The 17169-nt window shown below is 55.7% G+C and carries 16 protein-coding genes and 2 pseudogenes; 5 read left to right on the top strand and 13 right to left on the bottom strand.

The annotated features are described in order from the left end of the window. Positions 1-5 precede the first annotated feature (5 nt). The gene (locus tag L384_RS05975) at positions 6-1259 is read right to left on the bottom strand and encodes an MFS transporter (protein WP_003857455.1); all 1254 of its coding nucleotides are present in this window, start codon (positions 1257-1259) and stop codon (positions 6-8) included. Between the two features lie 121 nt (positions 1260-1380). On the opposite strand from L384_RS05975, the gene L384_RS05970 reads away from it, so the two are divergent. The 3 genes from L384_RS05970 (at position 1381) to bioD (ending at position 4453) form a co-directional block, all read left to right on the top strand. After that, positions 1381-2286 (top strand): LysR family transcriptional regulator, encoded by a 906-nt coding sequence (locus L384_RS05970; RefSeq protein ID WP_003857454.1) that lies wholly within the window; start codon positions 1381-1383, stop codon positions 2284-2286. Positions 2287-2407: 121 nt separating this feature from the next. Then, entirely contained in the window at positions 2408-3628 is a 1221-nt protein-coding gene (gene mlc / locus L384_RS05965; protein WP_003857451.1) for a sugar metabolism global transcriptional regulator Mlc, read from the top strand. A 129-nt stretch (positions 3629-3757) separates the two neighbouring features. After that, positions 3758-4453 carry a dethiobiotin synthase gene (gene bioD, locus L384_RS05960; protein WP_023324567.1) on the top strand — a complete coding sequence of 232 codons (696 nt, stop codon included), beginning with the start codon at positions 3758-3760 and terminating at the stop codon, positions 4451-4453. On the opposite strand, the gene clcB is transcribed toward bioD, so the two are convergent. From clcB to L384_RS22925, 7 genes and pseudogenes are all read right to left on the bottom strand, one after another. Then, on the bottom strand, positions 4388-5698 hold the full coding sequence (gene clcB, locus L384_RS05955; protein WP_023324568.1) for a voltage-gated ClC-type chloride channel ClcB: 1311 nt from the start codon (positions 5696-5698) through the stop codon (positions 4388-4390). The two genes, bioD and clcB, sit on opposite strands and share 66 nt — an antisense overlap. Before the next feature lie 105 nt (positions 5699-5803). After that, positions 5804-6952, bottom strand: coding sequence for an osmoprotectant ABC transporter ATP-binding protein OsmV (gene osmV / locus L384_RS05950; RefSeq protein ID WP_023324569.1), 1149 nt, complete (start codon positions 6950-6952; stop codon positions 5804-5806). Then, on the bottom strand, positions 6952-7599 hold the full coding sequence (osmW, locus tag L384_RS05945) for an osmoprotectant ABC transporter permease OsmW (RefSeq protein ID WP_006808875.1): 648 nt from the start codon (positions 7597-7599) through the stop codon (positions 6952-6954). The genes osmV and osmW overlap by 1 nt, the downstream gene beginning before the upstream one ends. A gap of 8 nt (positions 7600-7607) precedes the next feature. Next, positions 7608-8507, bottom strand: a complete 900-nt coding sequence (gene osmX / locus L384_RS05940) for an osmoprotectant ABC transporter substrate-binding protein OsmX (RefSeq protein WP_023324570.1) — start codon at positions 8505-8507, stop codon at positions 7608-7610. Between the two features lie 18 nt (positions 8508-8525). After that, complete coding sequence (gene osmY, locus L384_RS05935) at positions 8526-9236, bottom strand: osmoprotectant ABC transporter permease OsmY (RefSeq protein WP_003857442.1); 711 nt, start codon at positions 9234-9236, stop codon at positions 8526-8528. Positions 9237-9486: 250 nt separating this feature from the next. Beyond that, positions 9487-10236 (bottom strand): YoaK family protein, encoded by a 750-nt coding sequence (locus L384_RS05930; protein WP_003857441.1) that lies wholly within the window; start codon positions 10234-10236, stop codon positions 9487-9489. Between the two features lie 292 nt (positions 10237-10528). Further along, positions 10529-10643: pseudogene (locus L384_RS22925) on the bottom strand (alpha/beta hydrolase); the annotation flags it as partial. Between the two features lie 105 nt (positions 10644-10748). Between L384_RS22925 and L384_RS22535 the strand changes: the two are divergent. Together L384_RS22535 and catA are read left to right on the top strand one after the other, a co-directional pair. Next, positions 10749-11195, top strand: a pseudogene (locus L384_RS22535) (LysR substrate-binding domain-containing protein); the annotation flags it as partial. Between the two features lie 85 nt (positions 11196-11280). Then, entirely contained in the window at positions 11281-11958 is a 678-nt protein-coding gene (catA, locus tag L384_RS05920) for a type A chloramphenicol O-acetyltransferase (protein ID WP_023324573.1), read from the top strand. 175 nt (positions 11959-12133) lie between these two features. Here catA and L384_RS05915 read toward each other — a convergent pair whose 3' ends face one another. From L384_RS05915 to ynfE, 5 genes are all read right to left on the bottom strand, one after another. Further along, positions 12134-12445, bottom strand: coding sequence for a YebG family protein (locus L384_RS05915; RefSeq protein WP_003857437.1), 312 nt, complete (start codon positions 12443-12445; stop codon positions 12134-12136). Positions 12446-12554: 109 nt separating this feature from the next. Beyond that, a complete protein-coding gene (gene dmsD / locus L384_RS05910; RefSeq protein ID WP_017384547.1) occupies positions 12555-13169 on the bottom strand; it encodes a Tat proofreading chaperone DmsD in 615 nt (204 codons plus the stop codon). 44 nt (positions 13170-13213) lie between these two features. Further along, on the bottom strand, positions 13214-14068 hold the full coding sequence (locus tag L384_RS05905) for a dimethyl sulfoxide reductase anchor subunit family protein (protein WP_023324575.1): 855 nt from the start codon (positions 14066-14068) through the stop codon (positions 13214-13216). 1 nt (position 14069) lies between these two features. Next, the gene (locus tag L384_RS05900) at positions 14070-14687 is read right to left on the bottom strand and encodes a DMSO/selenate family reductase complex B subunit (protein WP_023324576.1); all 618 of its coding nucleotides are present in this window, start codon (positions 14685-14687) and stop codon (positions 14070-14072) included. A gap of 10 nt (positions 14688-14697) precedes the next feature. Further along, positions 14698-17136, bottom strand: coding sequence for a selenate/tellurate reductase subunit YnfE (ynfE, locus tag L384_RS05895; protein WP_023324577.1), 2439 nt, complete (start codon positions 17134-17136; stop codon positions 14698-14700). Positions 17137-17169 lie beyond the last annotated feature (33 nt).

Genomic DNA, 17169 nt, shown 5'->3' on the forward strand with positions numbered 1-17169 from the left:
GAATGTTAATGCAGTCGTTTATGCAGGCTCGCGCCCACCAGCAGTGCCGCGCACAGCATCAGCGCGATAAATCCGCCCACGCCGTTCCAGCCGTAGTTATGCCAGAACACCCCGCCGAGCGTACCGGCTATGCTGGAACCAAGATAGTAACTGAACAGATACAGTGACGAAGCCTGACCTTTAGCGCGGCGCGCGCGTGGGCCAATCCAGCTGCTGGCAACGGAATGCGCGGCAAAGAAGCCCGCAGAGAAGAGCAGCATTCCGGCAAAAATCAGCCACAGGGAAGAGAAAAGCGTCATCAGCAGTCCGAACAGCATCACGGCGGTGGATACCAGCATCACCGGACCACGGCCGAAGCGCGCGGTCATGGCGCCCGCTTTTGGCGAACTCCATGTCCCGGTGAGATATGCCACAGAGAGCAAACCCACTAATGCCTGGCTAAGATGCCACGGTGAAAGCATCAGACGATAGCCAATGTAGTTGAACAGCGTCACGAACGAGCCCATCAGCAGGAAACCGGTCAGGAACAAACGGGGCAGCCCTTGATCGCGCCAGTGCAGGCGAAAGTTGATAAATAACGTTTTCGGACGCAGGGAGGTCGGGCGGAAATGGCGCGATTCCGGCAGGATTTTCCAGAACATCAGCGCCGAAGCGAGGGCGAAGCAGCCGATAACGGCCAGCGCAATGCGCCAGTTAAAGAAATCAGTAAACACACCGCTGAGCAGGCGTCCGCTCATCCCGCCGATAGAGTTCCCGCTAATGTACAGCCCCATGGAGAAGGCCACGAAACTCGGGTGGATCTCCTCGCTGAGATAGGTCATCCCGACCGCCGCCACGCCGCTCAGGGATAACCCAATCAGCGCGCGCATGATCAGAATGCCGTGCCAGCTGGTCATCATGGTGGACAACAAGGTACACACGGAGGCCAGCATTAACGCCGTTACCATGACCTGCTTACGCCCGATGGCATCCGAAAGTGGCCCGGTGAACAGCAGACCGATCGCCAGCATCCCGGTTGAAATGGAGAGCGAAATACTGCTGCTGGCTGGCGACACGCCAAATTCATGCGACAGGACCGGCAGGATCGGCTGAACGCAGTAGAGCAGGGCGAAAGTGGCGAGACCCGCTGAGAAGAGCGCCAGCGTGACGCGCATAAACTGGGGGGTACCACGTTTAATAAACTGAACCGGCTGCGGTGCTGCGGGTAAATCATCAATGTCGCTGGCCGGCGCGATATCAACGGTCGTTGTACGGCTCACACATAATCCTTGCTTAAACATCCCCGTGGTTTCTGGTGACGGGTATGACCACAAGATTAGGGTAGGAAAATGTAAATATTCTGTCTAATATATTAATAATCTCAAATGATACTTTAAAAATATGAATATCGAGCTGCGCCATCTACGCTATTTTGTCGCCGTCGCCGAAGAGCTGCATTTTGGTCGTGCGGCGGCAAGGCTGAATATCTCTCAGCCACCGCTAAGCCAGCAGATACAGATCCTGGAGCAGCAGGTCGGGGCGCGTCTGCTGGCGCGAACCAACCGCAGCGTGAGCCTGACGGCGGCGGGAAAACAGTTTCTTGCCGATAGCCGACAGATCCTGAGTATGGTGGAGGACGCCGCCGCCAGAGCGGAACGGCTTTATCTCGGGGAGACGGGAGAGCTGCGCATCGGGTTTACCTCATCGGCCCCCTTTATCAGCGCTGTTTCACAAACGCTATCCTCGTTTCGCCGTAACTTTCCGGATGTGCATATTCAGACGCGCGAAATAAATACTCGCGAGCAGATATCGCCGCTTAACGAAGGATCGCTCGATCTGGGGCTGATGCGTAACACGCAGTTGCCTGATACCCTGGCGTGGCAGGTGATCCTGCGCGAACCGCTGATGGCGATGATCCCCCGGGATCATCCGCTCGCCGCGCAGCACAGCGTCACGCTGGCTGAACTGGCGAAAGAGCCATTTGTCTTTTTTGACCCACAGGTGGGAACCGGGTTGTATGACGATATTCTTGGTTTGATGCGGCGATATGGCCTTGTCCCGACTATCGCGCAGGAGGTGGGGGAAGCCATGACGATCATTGGTCTCGTTGCCGCAGGGCTTGGCGTGTCGATTCTCCCGGCCTCGTTTAAACGGGTACAATTGCCGGAAATGCGCTGGGTGAAGATAGCCGAGCAGGATGCAGTCTCAGAGATGTGGCTGGTGTGGTCTAAACATCATGAACAGAGCCATGCGGCACAGCGTTTCAAAGAACAATTAATTACCGCTTCTCGCGGGCGTTATTTATAGGGAAAAGTGGGCGAAAATGTGCAGTAAATCACATGGCTAAGTAAAAATTTGACGTCAGCCATTGAAGTGCTTCACCATAGCCCTCAGTTTATTTCGAAGCTCGAAAATAAGGGAGTACGAGGTGGTTGCTGATAGTCAGCCAGGGCATATCGATCAGATCAAGCAGACCAACGCGGGCGCCGTTTATCGCCTGATTGATCAGCTTGGTCCGGTTTCGCGTATCGATCTTTCGCGCCTGGCACAACTGGCACCCGCCAGTATTACCAAGATTGTCCGCGAAATGCTGGAAGCCCATCTGGTTCAGGAGACAGAAATTCAGGAGCCGGGCAGTCGTGGCCGTCCGGCGGTAGGGCTGGTGGTGGAAACGGAAGCCTGGCACTACCTGTCGCTGCGGATTAGCCGCGGGGAAATATTCCTCGCGCTGCGCGACCTCAGCAGCAAGCTGGTGGTGGAAGACCGGCTGGAACTCCCGCTTAATGCAGAGCAACCACTTCTCGATGCCATTCTGACCCACATCGACCAGTTCTTTATTCGTCACCAGCAGCGTCTTGAACGTTTAACGGCGATTGCGATCACCCTGCCGGGAATTATTGATACCGAAAATGGCATTGTGCACCGCATGCCGTTTTATGAAAACGTCAAAGAGATGCCGCTGGGCGACGTGCTGGAAAACCACACCGGTGTACCGGTCTACATTCAACATGATATCAGCGCCTGGACGATGGCGGAGGCGTTGTTTGGCGCTTCCCGGGGCGCGCGCGACGTGATTCAGGTGGTGATTGATCATAACGTTGGCGCTGGTGTGATTACCGACGGGCGTCTGTTGCATGCTGGCAGCAGTAGCCTGGTGGAGATCGGCCATACGCAGGTCGATCCGTACGGAAAACGCTGCTACTGCGGTAACCATGGCTGTCTGGAGACGATTGCCAGCGTCGAAAGCGTGCTGGAGCTGGCGCAAGTGCGGCTCAGCCAGTCGATGAGCTCCACGCTGCACGGTCAACCGTTAAGCGTCGAGGCACTGTGCGCTGCGGCAAGGCAGGGCGATCTGCTGGCGAAGGACATTATTACCGGCGTGGGCAATAATGTCGGGCGCATTCTGGCCATTATGGTGAACCTGTTTAACCCGCAAAAAATACTGATCGGCTCCCCGCTCAGCCAGGCGGCGGATATCCTCTTTCCGGCGATTTCCGCCTGCATCAATCAGCAGGCGCTTCCCGCGTACAGTAAAAACATCGTGGTCGAAAGTACGCAATTTTCCAACCAGGGCACGATGGCCGGCGCCGCGCTGGTAAAAGATGCGATGTACAACGGCTCGTTACTGATTCGTTTGCTACAGGGCTAACTCTTTTCCAGAGATGTACGAAAAATTGCGCTATCTCAAGCCCGGTAGCGCACGCATCCCGTAGACTTTCCCCACTGAATTATTTACCTGGTTTATATTTTGAAGCATACCCAAGAGGTGGAATGAGTCATGCTTAAGCGTTTCTTTATTACTGGTACGGATACGTCTGTCGGGAAGACAGTCGTATCCCGCGCGTTACTCCAGGCCCTGGCGGCAAGCGGTAAACGCGTTGCAGGATACAAGCCGGTTGCAAAAGGCAGTAAAGAGACGCCAGAAGGGCTGCGCAATAAGGACGCCCTGGTTCTGCAAAGCGTCTCGTCTCTGGAACTGCCTTATGATGCCGTCAATCCTATCGCGTTAAGCGAAGAGGAAAGCAGCGTCGCTCACAGTGGGCTTATCAACTACAGCCTGCTTTCTGATGGCCTGGCAAATCTGAGTGAAAAGGTTGACCACGTTGTCGTTGAAGGGACCGGTGGCTGGCACAGCCTGATGAACGATTTACGTCCCCTTTCCGAATGGGTGGTGCAGGAGCAATTGCCGGTGATTATGGTCGTGGGCATCCAGGAAGGGTGCATCAACCATGCCTTGCTGACGGCGCAGGCTATCGCTAATGACGGCCTGCCGCTGATTGGTTGGGTGGCGAATCGTATTAACCCGGGCCTTGCGCACTACGCTGAAATCATCGACGTGCTGAGCAAAAAGCTGCCTGGCCCGCTGGTAGGCGAACTGCCTTATCTGCCCCGCGCAGAGCAGCGCGAATTAGCGCACTATATCGATCTCTCGGCTTTCGGCGGTATGCTGGCCGTAGATCGAGTCGTGGCGTAGCGTTCTCGACAATACCGACGCCACAACACAGGCAACCAGCAAACCGGGAAGTAAAAAATACTGCCCGGTCATCTCACAGACCATCAAGGCCGACATGATTGGCGCATGCGTTGTGGCGGCGAGCAGCGTCGCCATTCCCGCCAGCCCAAGCAGGATCGCCGTCTCAGAGCCAGGAAACCACAGCGCAAAGATCTGCGCAAACAGCATTCCCGTTGCCATACCAACGAACAAGGTTGGCGTAAACACGCCTCCCGGTGCGCCGGACCCGCTGCTTGCCAGTACCGCCAGCAGCTTGCAGATAAAGACGCCGGCAATTACCGACAGCAGCGGCGGCGACTGCAAAAACGCCTGAACCACGCTATAGCCATTCCCCCATACCTTCGGCGTCAGCAGCGACAGCAGCCCGACGATCAGACCACCCAGCGCCAGCTGCCAAGGCGGTGAAAGTTTGAGACGCAGAAACATCCTGTGGCTGGCCGCCATCAGCCACATCAGCAGCGGGCCGCAAACGCCAGCCAGCAGACCCACGCCAACGATCAGGAAATAATCCACCGCCGTAAGCATCTCGCTGAGATGGACATCATATAGCGTATTCGCGCCGGGACTTAACAGGCGCGTAGTCAGCAGGGCTACTACAGCGGCAATCACCACCGGGCCGAGGGAGGCCAGCATCAGCGTGCCAAACAGGATCTCTGCGATAAACAGGCTGCCCGCCAGCGGCGCATGATAGGCGCTGGCCATCCCGGCGGCGGCACCGCAGGCGATCCACAGTTTCCATTCGGATTTTGGCGTACAACGTTGTGCAAAAAAGGAGGCGGCGAGGGCGGCGAGCAGGATCATGGCGCCTTCACGGCCGATGGCGCTGCCGCTGGCGACCACCAGCAACGACGCGAGGGATTTCACCAGGCTGGCGCCGTAGTCAAACTGGCCGTCTCCCGTCTCAAGCGCTTCCATATAATCGGTCGGGGCGTGGGGACGTTGTGCCGTCATGCGCTGCCATCCCCACAGCAGCATCCCCGCGGCCAGACCACCTAGCGCAGGCGTCAGCGCCCGCCGCCAGGGCGATAACGCGGCTGCGGCGTTCACCAGACTTCCGCTTTCGTTGCTGAGAAATAGCCACTCCAGCAGATACATGCTGTGGCGGAACACCGCAACGGCCAGCGCCGCCAGCACGCCGGTGACGGTAGCAATCAGGAGACGGCGAAACATCGCGCGGATGTCGGGGTAAGCGTGAAGACGTTGCATGAAGTCGTGATTTAACGGGGACGATACAATATTGTGGCGGGAAATCGGGAGGTTAGCAAAAGGTATGCGTGCGGAAAAAGGCCGGGCAGTACCCGGCCTGAATGCTTAACTCTCGCTATGAATATTTAATGCCCGGCGCGTACGCCCTGAACTCAAATACTCCGCAATATAATCCTGGGATATCTCGCCGTTATAGCGTCCGTCCTCGTCCACAATCGGCATCCAGCTGGTGTTGCTCTCATACAGGCGAGAAAGCACCACGCGCAGGTTATCCTCGGCCTTACCGGTCATACGGAACGGATGCAGAATATCCCCGCAGCTGCCGCTGGCGTTACGCGCTTCGCGGCGCTTCACAAAGCCGAGCGGTTTGCCGTGCTCATCAACCACGGTAATGGCGCGAATATCGTTGTCATCCATGGTGGCGAAGGCCTCCGGCAGCGGCGTCGATTCGCGTACCGTAATGGTAGGCTGCTGGTCGGTGACGTCGCCCGCCGATACCAGCAGCAGGCGTTTCAACGTCCGGTCCTGACCAACAAACGAGCCAACAAACTCATTCGCGGGTTTCGCCAGCAGCTCGTCCGGGCTGGCGCACTGCACGATACGCCCCTGACGGAAGACGGCAATACGGTCGCCCAGCTTCAGCGCTTCGTCAATATCGTGGCTCACCAGCATCACGGTCTTTTTCAGCTTGCGCTGCATCTCAAGGAATTGGTTCTGGATCACCTCACGGTTGATCGGGTCGACCGCGCCGAACGGTTCATCCATCAGCAGGACCGGAGGATCGGCTGCCAGCGCGCGGATGACGCCGATACGCTGCTGCTGCCCGCCGGACATTTCGCGCGGATAGCGGTGAAGGAATTTATGCGGATCCATTGCCACCATATCCATCAGCTCTTCGGCACGGGATTTACAGCGTGCCTTGTCCCAGCCCAGCATGCGCGGCACGACGGTAATGTTCTCTTCGATGGTCATGTTCGGGAACAGGCCAATCTGCTGGATCACGTAGCCAATGTTGCGGCGTAGGGTCACGGTGTCCATTCCGCTGGTGTCTTCGCTGTTAATCAGGATTGTCCCGCTACTTGGCGTAATGAGACGGTTGATCATCTTCAGGGTAGTGGTTTTCCCGCAGCCGGACGGGCCGAGCAGCACGCACATTTCCCCTTCAGGCACGTTCAGGTTGACGTTGTCGACGGCCTTAAACGTCTGGCCGTGTTTCTGTGAAAATTGTTTGGTGAGGTTTTCCAGTTTTATCATTATCGAATCCCCTTCGGAGTCAGTACCACCTGCAAACGGTGCAGCAACCAGTCGAGCACAATCGCTAAAAGACAAATCATCAGCGCGCCCGCAATCAACATACGAATATCACTCCCGCCAATACCGTTAAGCAGCAGCAGGCCCAGCCCGCCCGCACCGATCACGGCGGCAATCGCCATGACGCCGATGTTCATTACCACGGCGGTGCGGATGCCGCCAAAAATCACCGGCAGCGCCATCGGGATTTCCACCCAGCGCAGACGCTGCCAGAAGGTCATGCCGATGCCGCGTCCCGCTTCTCGCAGGCCGGGGGGCAGGCTGTCGAGCGCCGTATGGGTGTTACGCACAATCGGCAGCAGCGAATAGAGGAACACCGCAGTAATCGCGGGCAGGGCGCCAATGCCCTGACCGATCAGCGAAAAGAGCGGGATCATCAGGCCGAAAAGCGCAATTGACGGGATGGTGAGCACAATGGTGGCAATCCCCAGCACCGGCGTTGCCAGCCATTTATGGCGGACAATTAAAATGCCCAGCGGCACGCCAATAATAATCGCCAGGCCGACGGCGAGTGCCACCAGCCACAGGTGTTGCAGCGTCAGGGTTAAGAGATAGTCCCAGTTGTCGAGAATATAGTGAATCGTCTCCATAGCGCCTCCTACAGCAACTGTTTGCTACGCAGGAAATCACGGGCGACCTGCTGCGGTGACTGATGGTCGATATCCACCTTCTTATTCAGGTCGGTGATAACGTCGTTATTGAGCTGGGCTGAGAGGGTGTTCAGCGCCTCCTCCAGCCCCGGGTTAGCCTCCAGCGTGTCTTTTCGAACAACTGGCGTCACGGCGTAACTCGGGAAGAAGCCTTTATCGTCTTCCAGCACTTTAAGATCGAAGCCCTTTACGCGCCCGTCGGTGGTGTAGATCAGCCCCGCATCGACAAACCCGTCGCGCACCGCGTTATAGACCAGTCCCGGATCCATCTGGCGGATCTGCGGGCGGTCCAGCTCCATCTTGTAGGCCGCCTGCAACGGTTTCATCCCGTCGCTGCGCCCGGCAAATTCCAGGTCAAGGCCCAGCAGCCAGTTGTTATCCGGATCGGTTTTACGGATCTGCTCAATCTTTGCCACCATCTCAGACATGGTATTGATATGTTCAGCCTCGGCGCGCTTGCGCTGCATGGCAAAGGCATAGGTATTGTTCATATCGGCAGGTTTAAGCCACACCAGACCGTGCTTCGCGTCGAGGCGTTTCACCGTCTCGTATGACTCCTGTGGCGACATGCGTTTGTTGATGTGGTTGAAGATGATCAGCGACGTGCCGGTGTACTCCCAGGTCATATCAATCTGCCTGTTGATCATCGCGTTACGGGAAATCACCGTTGCAATATTGGTCTGCGGCTGCACCTGAAACCCTTTCTTTTGCAGATACTGCACGGTCATGGCCGAGAGAATGTGCTGCTCGGTAAAGCTCTTGGTTGCCAGGATCAGCGGCGCGGCGAGCGCCTGGCTGGTGAAGAGCGCGGCGGCGCATAGCGCCGTCAGGCCGGAAAACAGTCTCATAGAAGCTCCTTGTTATAATTATCGCGCGAGATGCGGGCTCAGTAGTCGACCCAGTGCCGCCAGCAGCGTATCCAGAATCAGGGCGAACAGGGCGGTGGCCGCCGCGCCCAGGATCAGCGTCGGAAAGTCATTCAGATAGATCCCAGGGAAAATCAGCTCGCCGTAGCTGCTGGCGCCAATCAGGAATGCCAGCGGTGCGGTACCGACGTTAATCGCAGTGGCAATGCGAATACCAGAAAGCATCACCGGCCACGCGTTAGGGATCTCAACCTGACGCAGGCGCTGCCATTTGGTCATGCCGATACCGTTTGCCGCTTCCAGCAACGACGCGGGAACAGAGCACAGCCCGGCATAGGTGTTACGCACAATCGGCAGCAGAGAGGCCAGAAAGAGGGCGATAATGGCCGGTTTATCACCGATGCCAATCACCACCATCGCCAGCGCCAGAACGGCCAGCGGCGGCAGGGTGTTACCCACGTTAAAGATTTGCATCACATATTCGGCGATACCACGCGCGGCCGGACGGCTCAGCAGAATACCGCTTGGAATGCCCACCAGCAGGGCAAAGAACATTGATGAAAAGACCAGAATCAGGTGCTGTTGCCCGAGGTAGATCAGGTCAACCTGGCGCGCCTTAATCGTCTCCAGTCCAATTCCCCAGGTGAGGAGAGCGAGAACCACGATAATCGCGCCGACAAAAAGCAGCGAACGTTTAAGTAATGGGTGCATTGCGGTGTGTCTCCCTGTGCGCATGCGTTATAGCAACCACCGGTTGCCTGTTGTTATGCCATGTTTCGGCAGGGGTACTTCACCTATAGCAAGCGAAACGGAAGGGTTCCAGCGAAGGGGGTAAAACAGTAACCCTATGAAATTAGTGACAACCTGGGTGAAGCCTTATGGCATAAGGGCTGTCAGTGGGCAGGCAGAATAGTCTTAAAGAAGCATGCCTTACGTGACAATGTCACGTAAGGCGTGCTGATTAAACCTGTCGACTAAGCGCGGCGCGCACTTTTCGTACCCGCCACGAGATGCGGACGATAGAGAAGGCGGCGACGACCACCAGCATCAGGCCCAGCGCCAGCATCGCGTGGAATCCAAACTCTCTGAACAGGATCAGCCCCGCGATACCTCCGCTGATAAAGGAGAAAAGGGTAGTTAAATGGGTTTTGAGCTGACTCTTTTGCGCGGCCGTATCTTTGGAATAATCCCGGCGCAGCATGGCGACCATAACGGAGGCCAGCGAAATGCCCGCATCGGTCAGCGTGCCGGTGATGTGTGTGGATCTTACCCGTCCACCGGATAGCTGAGTGGAGGTGGAATTATGAATTCCCATCAACCCGCACAGGAAAATAATAATCTCCTGATTCGTGGCAAAGGAGTGAAAATACATTTCGTACAGGGATACCCCTGCCAGTAATAGCCCTTCAACAAACAGAACCTGGCTGAATACCAGCCTGATGTTATGGATAATCCCCCAGATAACAATAATCCGCGCAGCGATGGCACCTGAGACAAACGAAAGAATAATGGCGCCGAAGAAAAGAATATCGCTGAGATCGGTGGAGGAAACTTCGCTGGATAGCTGCGAGGTATTGCCCGTCATATGCGAGGGAAAAAAGCCGAACGCGCCCAGCGCAATGGCATTCAGCAGTCCCGCGGAGGTCGCCAGCCAGAGGGCAAGACGACGATCCTCCTGATGCGTTCGTTCTTTCTTTAATTTAATCAGCAAAGAATACCTCCGGTTTGAGCTTTGCCTGAACGCTCAAGCTAACAAAGCGATGTCGCTGGCTGACCAGGATATTGCTTAATTATTATTTCAACGGGAGGAGTGCGAGGTTTTGTAATTAAATAAAATAACCTTGTTAATATAATGCTTTATTGCTGATGACGCGAGCAGACTGGCGGGCATAAATACCGGCCCAGTATGCATGCTCGCTGGAGCGGGATGGGATTTGATTCAGTGTAGACATAGGTGTATTTCACAACGACGAGAAGAGAAGCCAGCATCTGGTCGCCAATGTTCCTGGGAATGTACAGATCGCCAGCCAGGGTGATCCCGTATCGGTTCTCGAACGTCACCTTGCGGTGGTCGACTTTATCGCTCTTGGCGAAGGTCTTATCCAAGGTTGTCACCATCGAAACGCGGGCGTCAGGATTTCGTGTTTCTTACTAATTCATTGTTTTAACTCAACTTAACGATGCGCATAGCAGCACAGCTGACAGTTTGGGTGAATGTTTTCATTCGACGCTGGCGTCCGGCTGGGGCCGGATGATTGCCGTGCGCATCACGCCCGATATGGAGATGGCTGTGTTGACGCCCTGGCGCATTTTCGGCGCTATGGTTTTACGCAGACGCCCGCCGATCTGGACGCTCATCCCTGCATTGCCTACCAGTTTGCCGACGGTAACCACTATCAATGGGAGCTTGTGCAGGATGGGAAGCGAGTGACTCACCGCCCGGAGGGGCAATGGGCCTTTTCCGACAGCTACATGGAGGCCGAAGCGGCCCGGCTGGGACTCGGGCTGGCCTATGTCCCGGTTGAGCTGGTGGCTGACGATCTGGAGCGTGGCACGCTTATACGCGTTTTACAGCGCTATAGCCTGCGGATGGACGGACTGTACCTCTATTATCCACACCGCAACGTATCCCCGGCGCTGAAAGCGGTGATTGATACGCTGAAAATTTAGGGTGCCTCTTCGCTACGGTCTATACAGCCCCTGCGTTTGTGATACGCTACTATTTTATATAGCGCAGCTCAACTAAGGCTCTGAAATGACAAAAATAACGCCAGAATATACGGTAGTTGACTTATCACGTTGGGCAAGAAAGGAACACTTTGAAGTATTTCAGGGCTTTGCTCAATCTACATTTAACCAAACGGTTCAGCTGGACATTACCGTGCTGCTAAAGCATATCAAAGAGGTTGGCTGGAAATTTTATCCTGCGATTATTTCCCTTATTTCTCACGTCGTAAACCGGCATCCGGAATTCCGTATGGTCATGAAGGATAATGAGCTTGTAATATGGAATGAGGTGCATCCCAGCTATACCCTTTTCCATAAAGAGACGGAGACGTTTTCATCATTATGGAGTCACTTCGACGGGAATATTCATCACTTTCAGAACGTTTATGCAGAAGACGTTTCTCGCTATGGTGATAATCTTGCCTACTGGCCCAAAGAAGAGTCCCGGGAGAATATATTTTTCATATCTGATATTCCGTGGGTCAGTTTTAGCAGTTTTAACGTCAACGTCGCTAACATGCGGAATTTTTTTGCGCCCATGTTCACGTTTGGAAAATACTATAACCAGGATGAAAAAGTCTTGTTGCCTTTCGCCGTTCAGGTCCATCATTCTGTTTGTGATGGCTTCCATGTAGCCAGGATGATCAACGAGTTACAAGAGTTATGTGATAATTTACCACACCATTCAGAGGCGCCGAACGTGTGATTCACGTGTTTTTAACATACGTCTGACGAGAGGAAATGCTGTAACCAAATTTTACGCCAGAACAGATTAAAATATTCAATCGCATTGTTTTCGAGAAGATCGAAATAATGCATGATTAAGCCGCGAGCCGTTTCCGGCCCGCGGCGGCATGACAGGTGATGAGTCGTTCTGACGATCAGGCGGCTTTGACGGCCCGGATTTTTTTGCTGCTATCCGCATCTGATGCTGTTTTATCCGTTGCAGCATTGCGCTCGGGAAGCTTGCTGGTACGCAGGATATGCTGCACGGACTCTTTCTGCTCGGCGAGATACAGACCAAGGTTCTCCGCCTGCGTTTCATCCATCTGCATTCCGCTTTGCAACAGCCAGTCAGTGAACGCTTCTGCCATATCGAGCAGTTTGTCGTGAGCGTCAGCCTCTTTCTTACTGGCAAATGTCATTTTCTCTTCACCTTTTCTTACGACAACAAATTTTGTTTCAACAGCCATTGCGCACCCCCATATACTGTAATTATATACAGTATAGCAGTTGTGACGTTGTGTTGCAGCAAAAATGTGCGAGCCTGGCCTGCACAACGGGTGGACAAGCCAGGTGCTGTTATCGGTATAGCGTTTTTTCGACAATCGGGATCAGCAAAGTGGACTGCCATTCCGCCAGCGTCAGCTGGGCAAGTTTACCCAGCGCGGTGTAGAACGGATGGGCCGCGTTTTCAACGAATACGCTAAGGAAACGCGTGCTCCATGGCAGCAGATGCCAGGCCAGAAGCTGGTCGCGTTCTGTTTCGCGACCGTTCTCGGCAAGCCATGCCGCCAGCATCAGCAACGTTCCGAAATGATCTTCAGGCTCATTCTGCTGCATCTCAAAGGCGATATGGTTTTCACGCATCCACTGACGCAACGCGAGGGTCGAATCGCCAAACAGCACTGACTCGCGATCAAGCCAGACCGAGCCCCACGGGGGGGCGGGCAGGGCATACGGGCCAATAAACAGACGCTGCCAGGCGTCTTTCAACGCTTCATCCGATGGGGTCTTAAACATACTGGCGACAGGCAGCAGGTTTTCCTCCGCCAGCGGCCAGTCCTGAACCCAGTCACCTGCGGTCAGGGCACTCACCAGCGGCGCGGTCTGCTCGCTGTCTGGGGCGAAATAAAACAGCGCGCCCAGTACCCGGGCGCTGAACGCGAACGATTCGCGGTGTGAGACATCATTCATTACAACTTTCCTTACTTGCGCGCGGGTAGCCCCGCGCACCTGTGTTAACCTGCAATTGCTAACCCTGCGGTCATATGCAGACCATAAAATAGCCCACGGCCAATCAGTTCACCCAGCACCACCAGAACGACACCTGCAAACAGGCCGAGCGTTTTTGGCTCCTGACGACGAATAAGCGGGCAGATCCAGCAGCCTAAACCCGCCGCCAGCAACGCGATGCGCCACACCTGAAGCGAGCCATAATCTGGCAGCAGGGCGCTGGCCTGCTGGATGGAACTCTGTATCGTCCCCAGCGTATTGCTTTGCAACACGACGACCGCCACGCAGACGATAAGTGCCAGTACGCTGACTGACGCGGCAAGAGTACCTTTGAATGTCACGTTTGCGACGCGCAGCAGCAGCGCGGCCAGCAGAGGACCAGCCAGAACCATCGTCAGGAAGAAGCTCAGCGTGGTGTAACCCGTATACCAGGTCGGGACAGTCTCAATCTGATAGACACGGGTCATCGCCCAGACAAAAACGATGCCCAGGATCTGGCTGACAACCAGCCAGATTTTGCCCAAAGCTGGGGGCATTTTACCGATAACCGACACCAGCCACCAGAAACCGCCCACGGCAAAGAAGATCGAACCCGCCGCGATCTCATTACTCAGCGCTGACGCGCCCACGCGGTTAAGCGAGTTGAAGGCACGCAGCGGGGAGCCAAGATGCAGCACCGAAGCCATAAACCCAATACCCATTACCAGCCAGAGAAAAAACAGGCTGCGCACGATGCGCATTCTGGCCTTGTCATCATTTTCCTTAAGCCAGACGAAGCCCATCACGATTAACGCGCCGGCCACGCACTGCCCGAAAACGGTGAAGATCACCAGCGGCCATTCATGCCATCCACTTCCCATCTCACACCTCCTTCGGGTTTGCCAGGTAGCCGGTGGTGTCCCCCGTCGGACGGCTGTTGGCGTTAGGTTTAATCACAATACTCGGCTTTGTGAAGTGCGCAGACGGCAGCGGCGCGACGGCAGCAAGCTGGCCGTGTTTTTTGCGCAGCTCCTCAATCGGGCCAAAGTCCAGCGCGCGCAGCGGGCAGGATTCGACGCAGATGGGCTTTTTGCCGTCCGCCACCCGGCTGTGGCAGCCGTCGCACTTGGTCATGTGGCCTTTGGCGGCATTGTACTGCGGCGCGCCGTACGGGCAGGCCATGTGGCAGTAGCGACAGCCGATGCAGACATCCTCGTCCACCAACACAAAACCGTCGTCGCGCTTGTGCATTGCCCCGCTCGGGCAGACCTTGGTGCAGGCCGGATCTTCGCAGTGGTTGCAGGCAATCGACAGGTAATAGGCGAAGACATTCTGATGCCAGACGCCGTTATCCTCCTGCCAGTCGCCGCCCGCGTATTCATAAATACGACGGAAGCTAACGTCCGGGGTCAGATCTTTGTAATCCTTGCAGGCCAGCTCGCAGGTTTTGCACCCGGTGCAGCGGCTGGAATCAATAAAAAATCCATACTGGGTTGTCATCGGTTAATCCTTATGCCTTCTCGATCTGCACCAGGTTCGTGTGCTGCGGGTTGCCTTTCGCCAGCGGTGACGGGCGGTGCGTGGTCAGGGTATTGATGCAGGAGCCGTGATCGACACGATCGCCGTTCATGTTGGCGTCATGCCAGGCGCCCTGGCCCATCGCGCTTACGCCGGGCATGATGCGCGGGGTGACTTTCGCAGCAATGCGCACTTCGCCGCGGTCGTTGAAGACGCGCACCATATCCCCATTTTTGATACCTCGTTGCTCTGCATCCACAGGGTTAAGCCACACCTCCTGGCGACAGGCGGCCTGGAGCACATCTACGTTGCCGTAACTGGAGTGGGTACGGGCTTTAAAGTGGAAACCGAACAGTTGCAGCGGGAATTTGCTGCGCTCGGGCGCGTCCCAGCCTTCAAAGGTTGAGGTATAGACCGGCAGCGGGGTGATGGTTTCGTCTTTTTGCAGTTCCCAGGTTGCCGCAATATCCGCCAGCTTGCTGGAGTAGATCTCGATTTTGCCCGACGGGGTTTTCAGCGGATTGGCATCCGGATCGTCACGGAATTTTTTATAGGCCACAAAATGTCCATTTGGATCTTTGCGCTTATAAATACCCATTTTTTTCAGCGCGTCGTAGGACGGCAGCAGCGGATCTTTGGCGACCATTTTGGCGTACAGGTAGCGCAGCCACTGCTCCTGCGTACGGCCTTCGGTGAATTTCTGATGGATATCCGGTCCGAGGCGTTTCGCCACTTCGCTCATGATCCAGTAAATGGGCTTGCGCTCGAACTTCGGGGCGGTAACCGGCTGGAGGAAAATCAGGTATCCCATGTTGCCGGCGTAATCGTTGGGGATGATATCTTCCTGCTCGACGGTCATCAGATCCGGCAGAACAATATCGGCATACTTCGCAGACGAGGTCATGAAGTTATCAATGACGACGATCGTTTCGCACTTGCTCTCATCCTGCAAAATGTCGTGAGTTTTGTTGATATCGGAGTGCTGGTTGATGATGGTATTACCCGCGTAGTTCCAGATGAACTTGATCGGCGCATCGAGCTTATCTTTGCCGCGTACGCCGTCGCGCAGGGCGGTCATCTCCGGTCCACGCACGATGGCATCCGTCCAGCTGAAGCAGGAGATTTGCGTTTTCACCGGATTTTCCGGCAGCGGCATGCGTTCGATGGTGATGGTGTAGGTCGATTCGCGTGCGCCGCTGTTACCGCCGTTAATGCCGACGTTGCCGGTCAGGATCGGCAGCATGGCGATGGCGCGGGACGTTTGCTCCCCGTTTGCCTGACGCTGCGGGCCCCAGCCCTGGCAAATGTAGGCCGGTTTCGCCGAACCGATTTCACGGGCCAGCTTAATGATGCGTTCGGCAGGGATGCCCGTTATGCGAGACGCCCAATCCGGAGTTTTCGCGGTTTTGTCATCACCCTGGCCGAGAATATAGGCTTTGTAATGACCATTAGCCGGTGCGCCTTCCGGCAGGGTTTTTTCGTCATAACCCACGCAGTATTTATCGAGGAAAGGTTGATCGACCAGATTTTCATTAATCAGCACCCACGCAATACCTGCCACCAGCGCGGCATCGGTGCCCGGACGAATCGGGATCCACTCGTCTTCACGCCCTGCGGCAGTGTCGGTATAACGCGGATCGATAACGATCATCCGCGCGTTTGACCGTTCGCGCGCCTGCTCAAGGAAGTATGTGATCCCGCCGCCGCTCATGCGCGTTTCCGCCGGATTATTGCCGAACATCACCACCAGTTTGGTGTTTTCGATATCCGATGTGCTGTTGCCGTCGTTGCTGCCGTAGGTGTAGGGCATTGCGCAGGCGATCTGCGCGGTGCTGTAGGTGCCGTAGTGGCTGAGGAAGCCGCCGTAGCAGTTCATCAGGCGCGCGACCAGCGAGGCGTAAGGGGAGGAACGGGTGATGTTGCCGCCTACAATTCCGGAGGAGTAGTTAATGTAGACCGCTTCGTTGCCGTATTTTTCGACCACGCTTTTCAGACTCGCGGCGATGGTGTCCAGCGCTTCTTCCCAGGTGATACGCTCAAACTTGCCTTCTCCGCGTTTGCCCACGCGTTTCATCGGATAGTTCAGACGGTCTGGGTGATTGATGCGACGGCGAATTGAACGGCCTCGCAGGCAGGCGCGAACCTGATGGTTGCCGTAAACATCCTCGCCGGTATTATCCGTCTCAACCCAATAGACTTCGTCATCGCGAACGTGCAGACGCAGAGCGCAGCGGCTACCGCAGTTTACCGAGCAGGCGCCCCAGACGACTTTGTCTTCTGCGGGCTGAATAGCGGACTGCACAGCGGCGGCGGCGCTTTTCAGACCAAAAGGTAATGCGATCCCACCGGCGGCAAGCGCCAGAGATCCTATGGCAGTAGATTTAACCAGAGTTCGACGGCTTATCCCGCCGTGATGTTCAACTTCGGACATGACTCACCCCATCATTGTTAATAATTATTTTCA

The organism is Enterobacter sp. MGH 38 (assembly GCF_000492855.1).
GTDB lineage: Bacteria > Pseudomonadota > Gammaproteobacteria > Enterobacterales > Enterobacteriaceae > Enterobacter > Enterobacter hormaechei_C.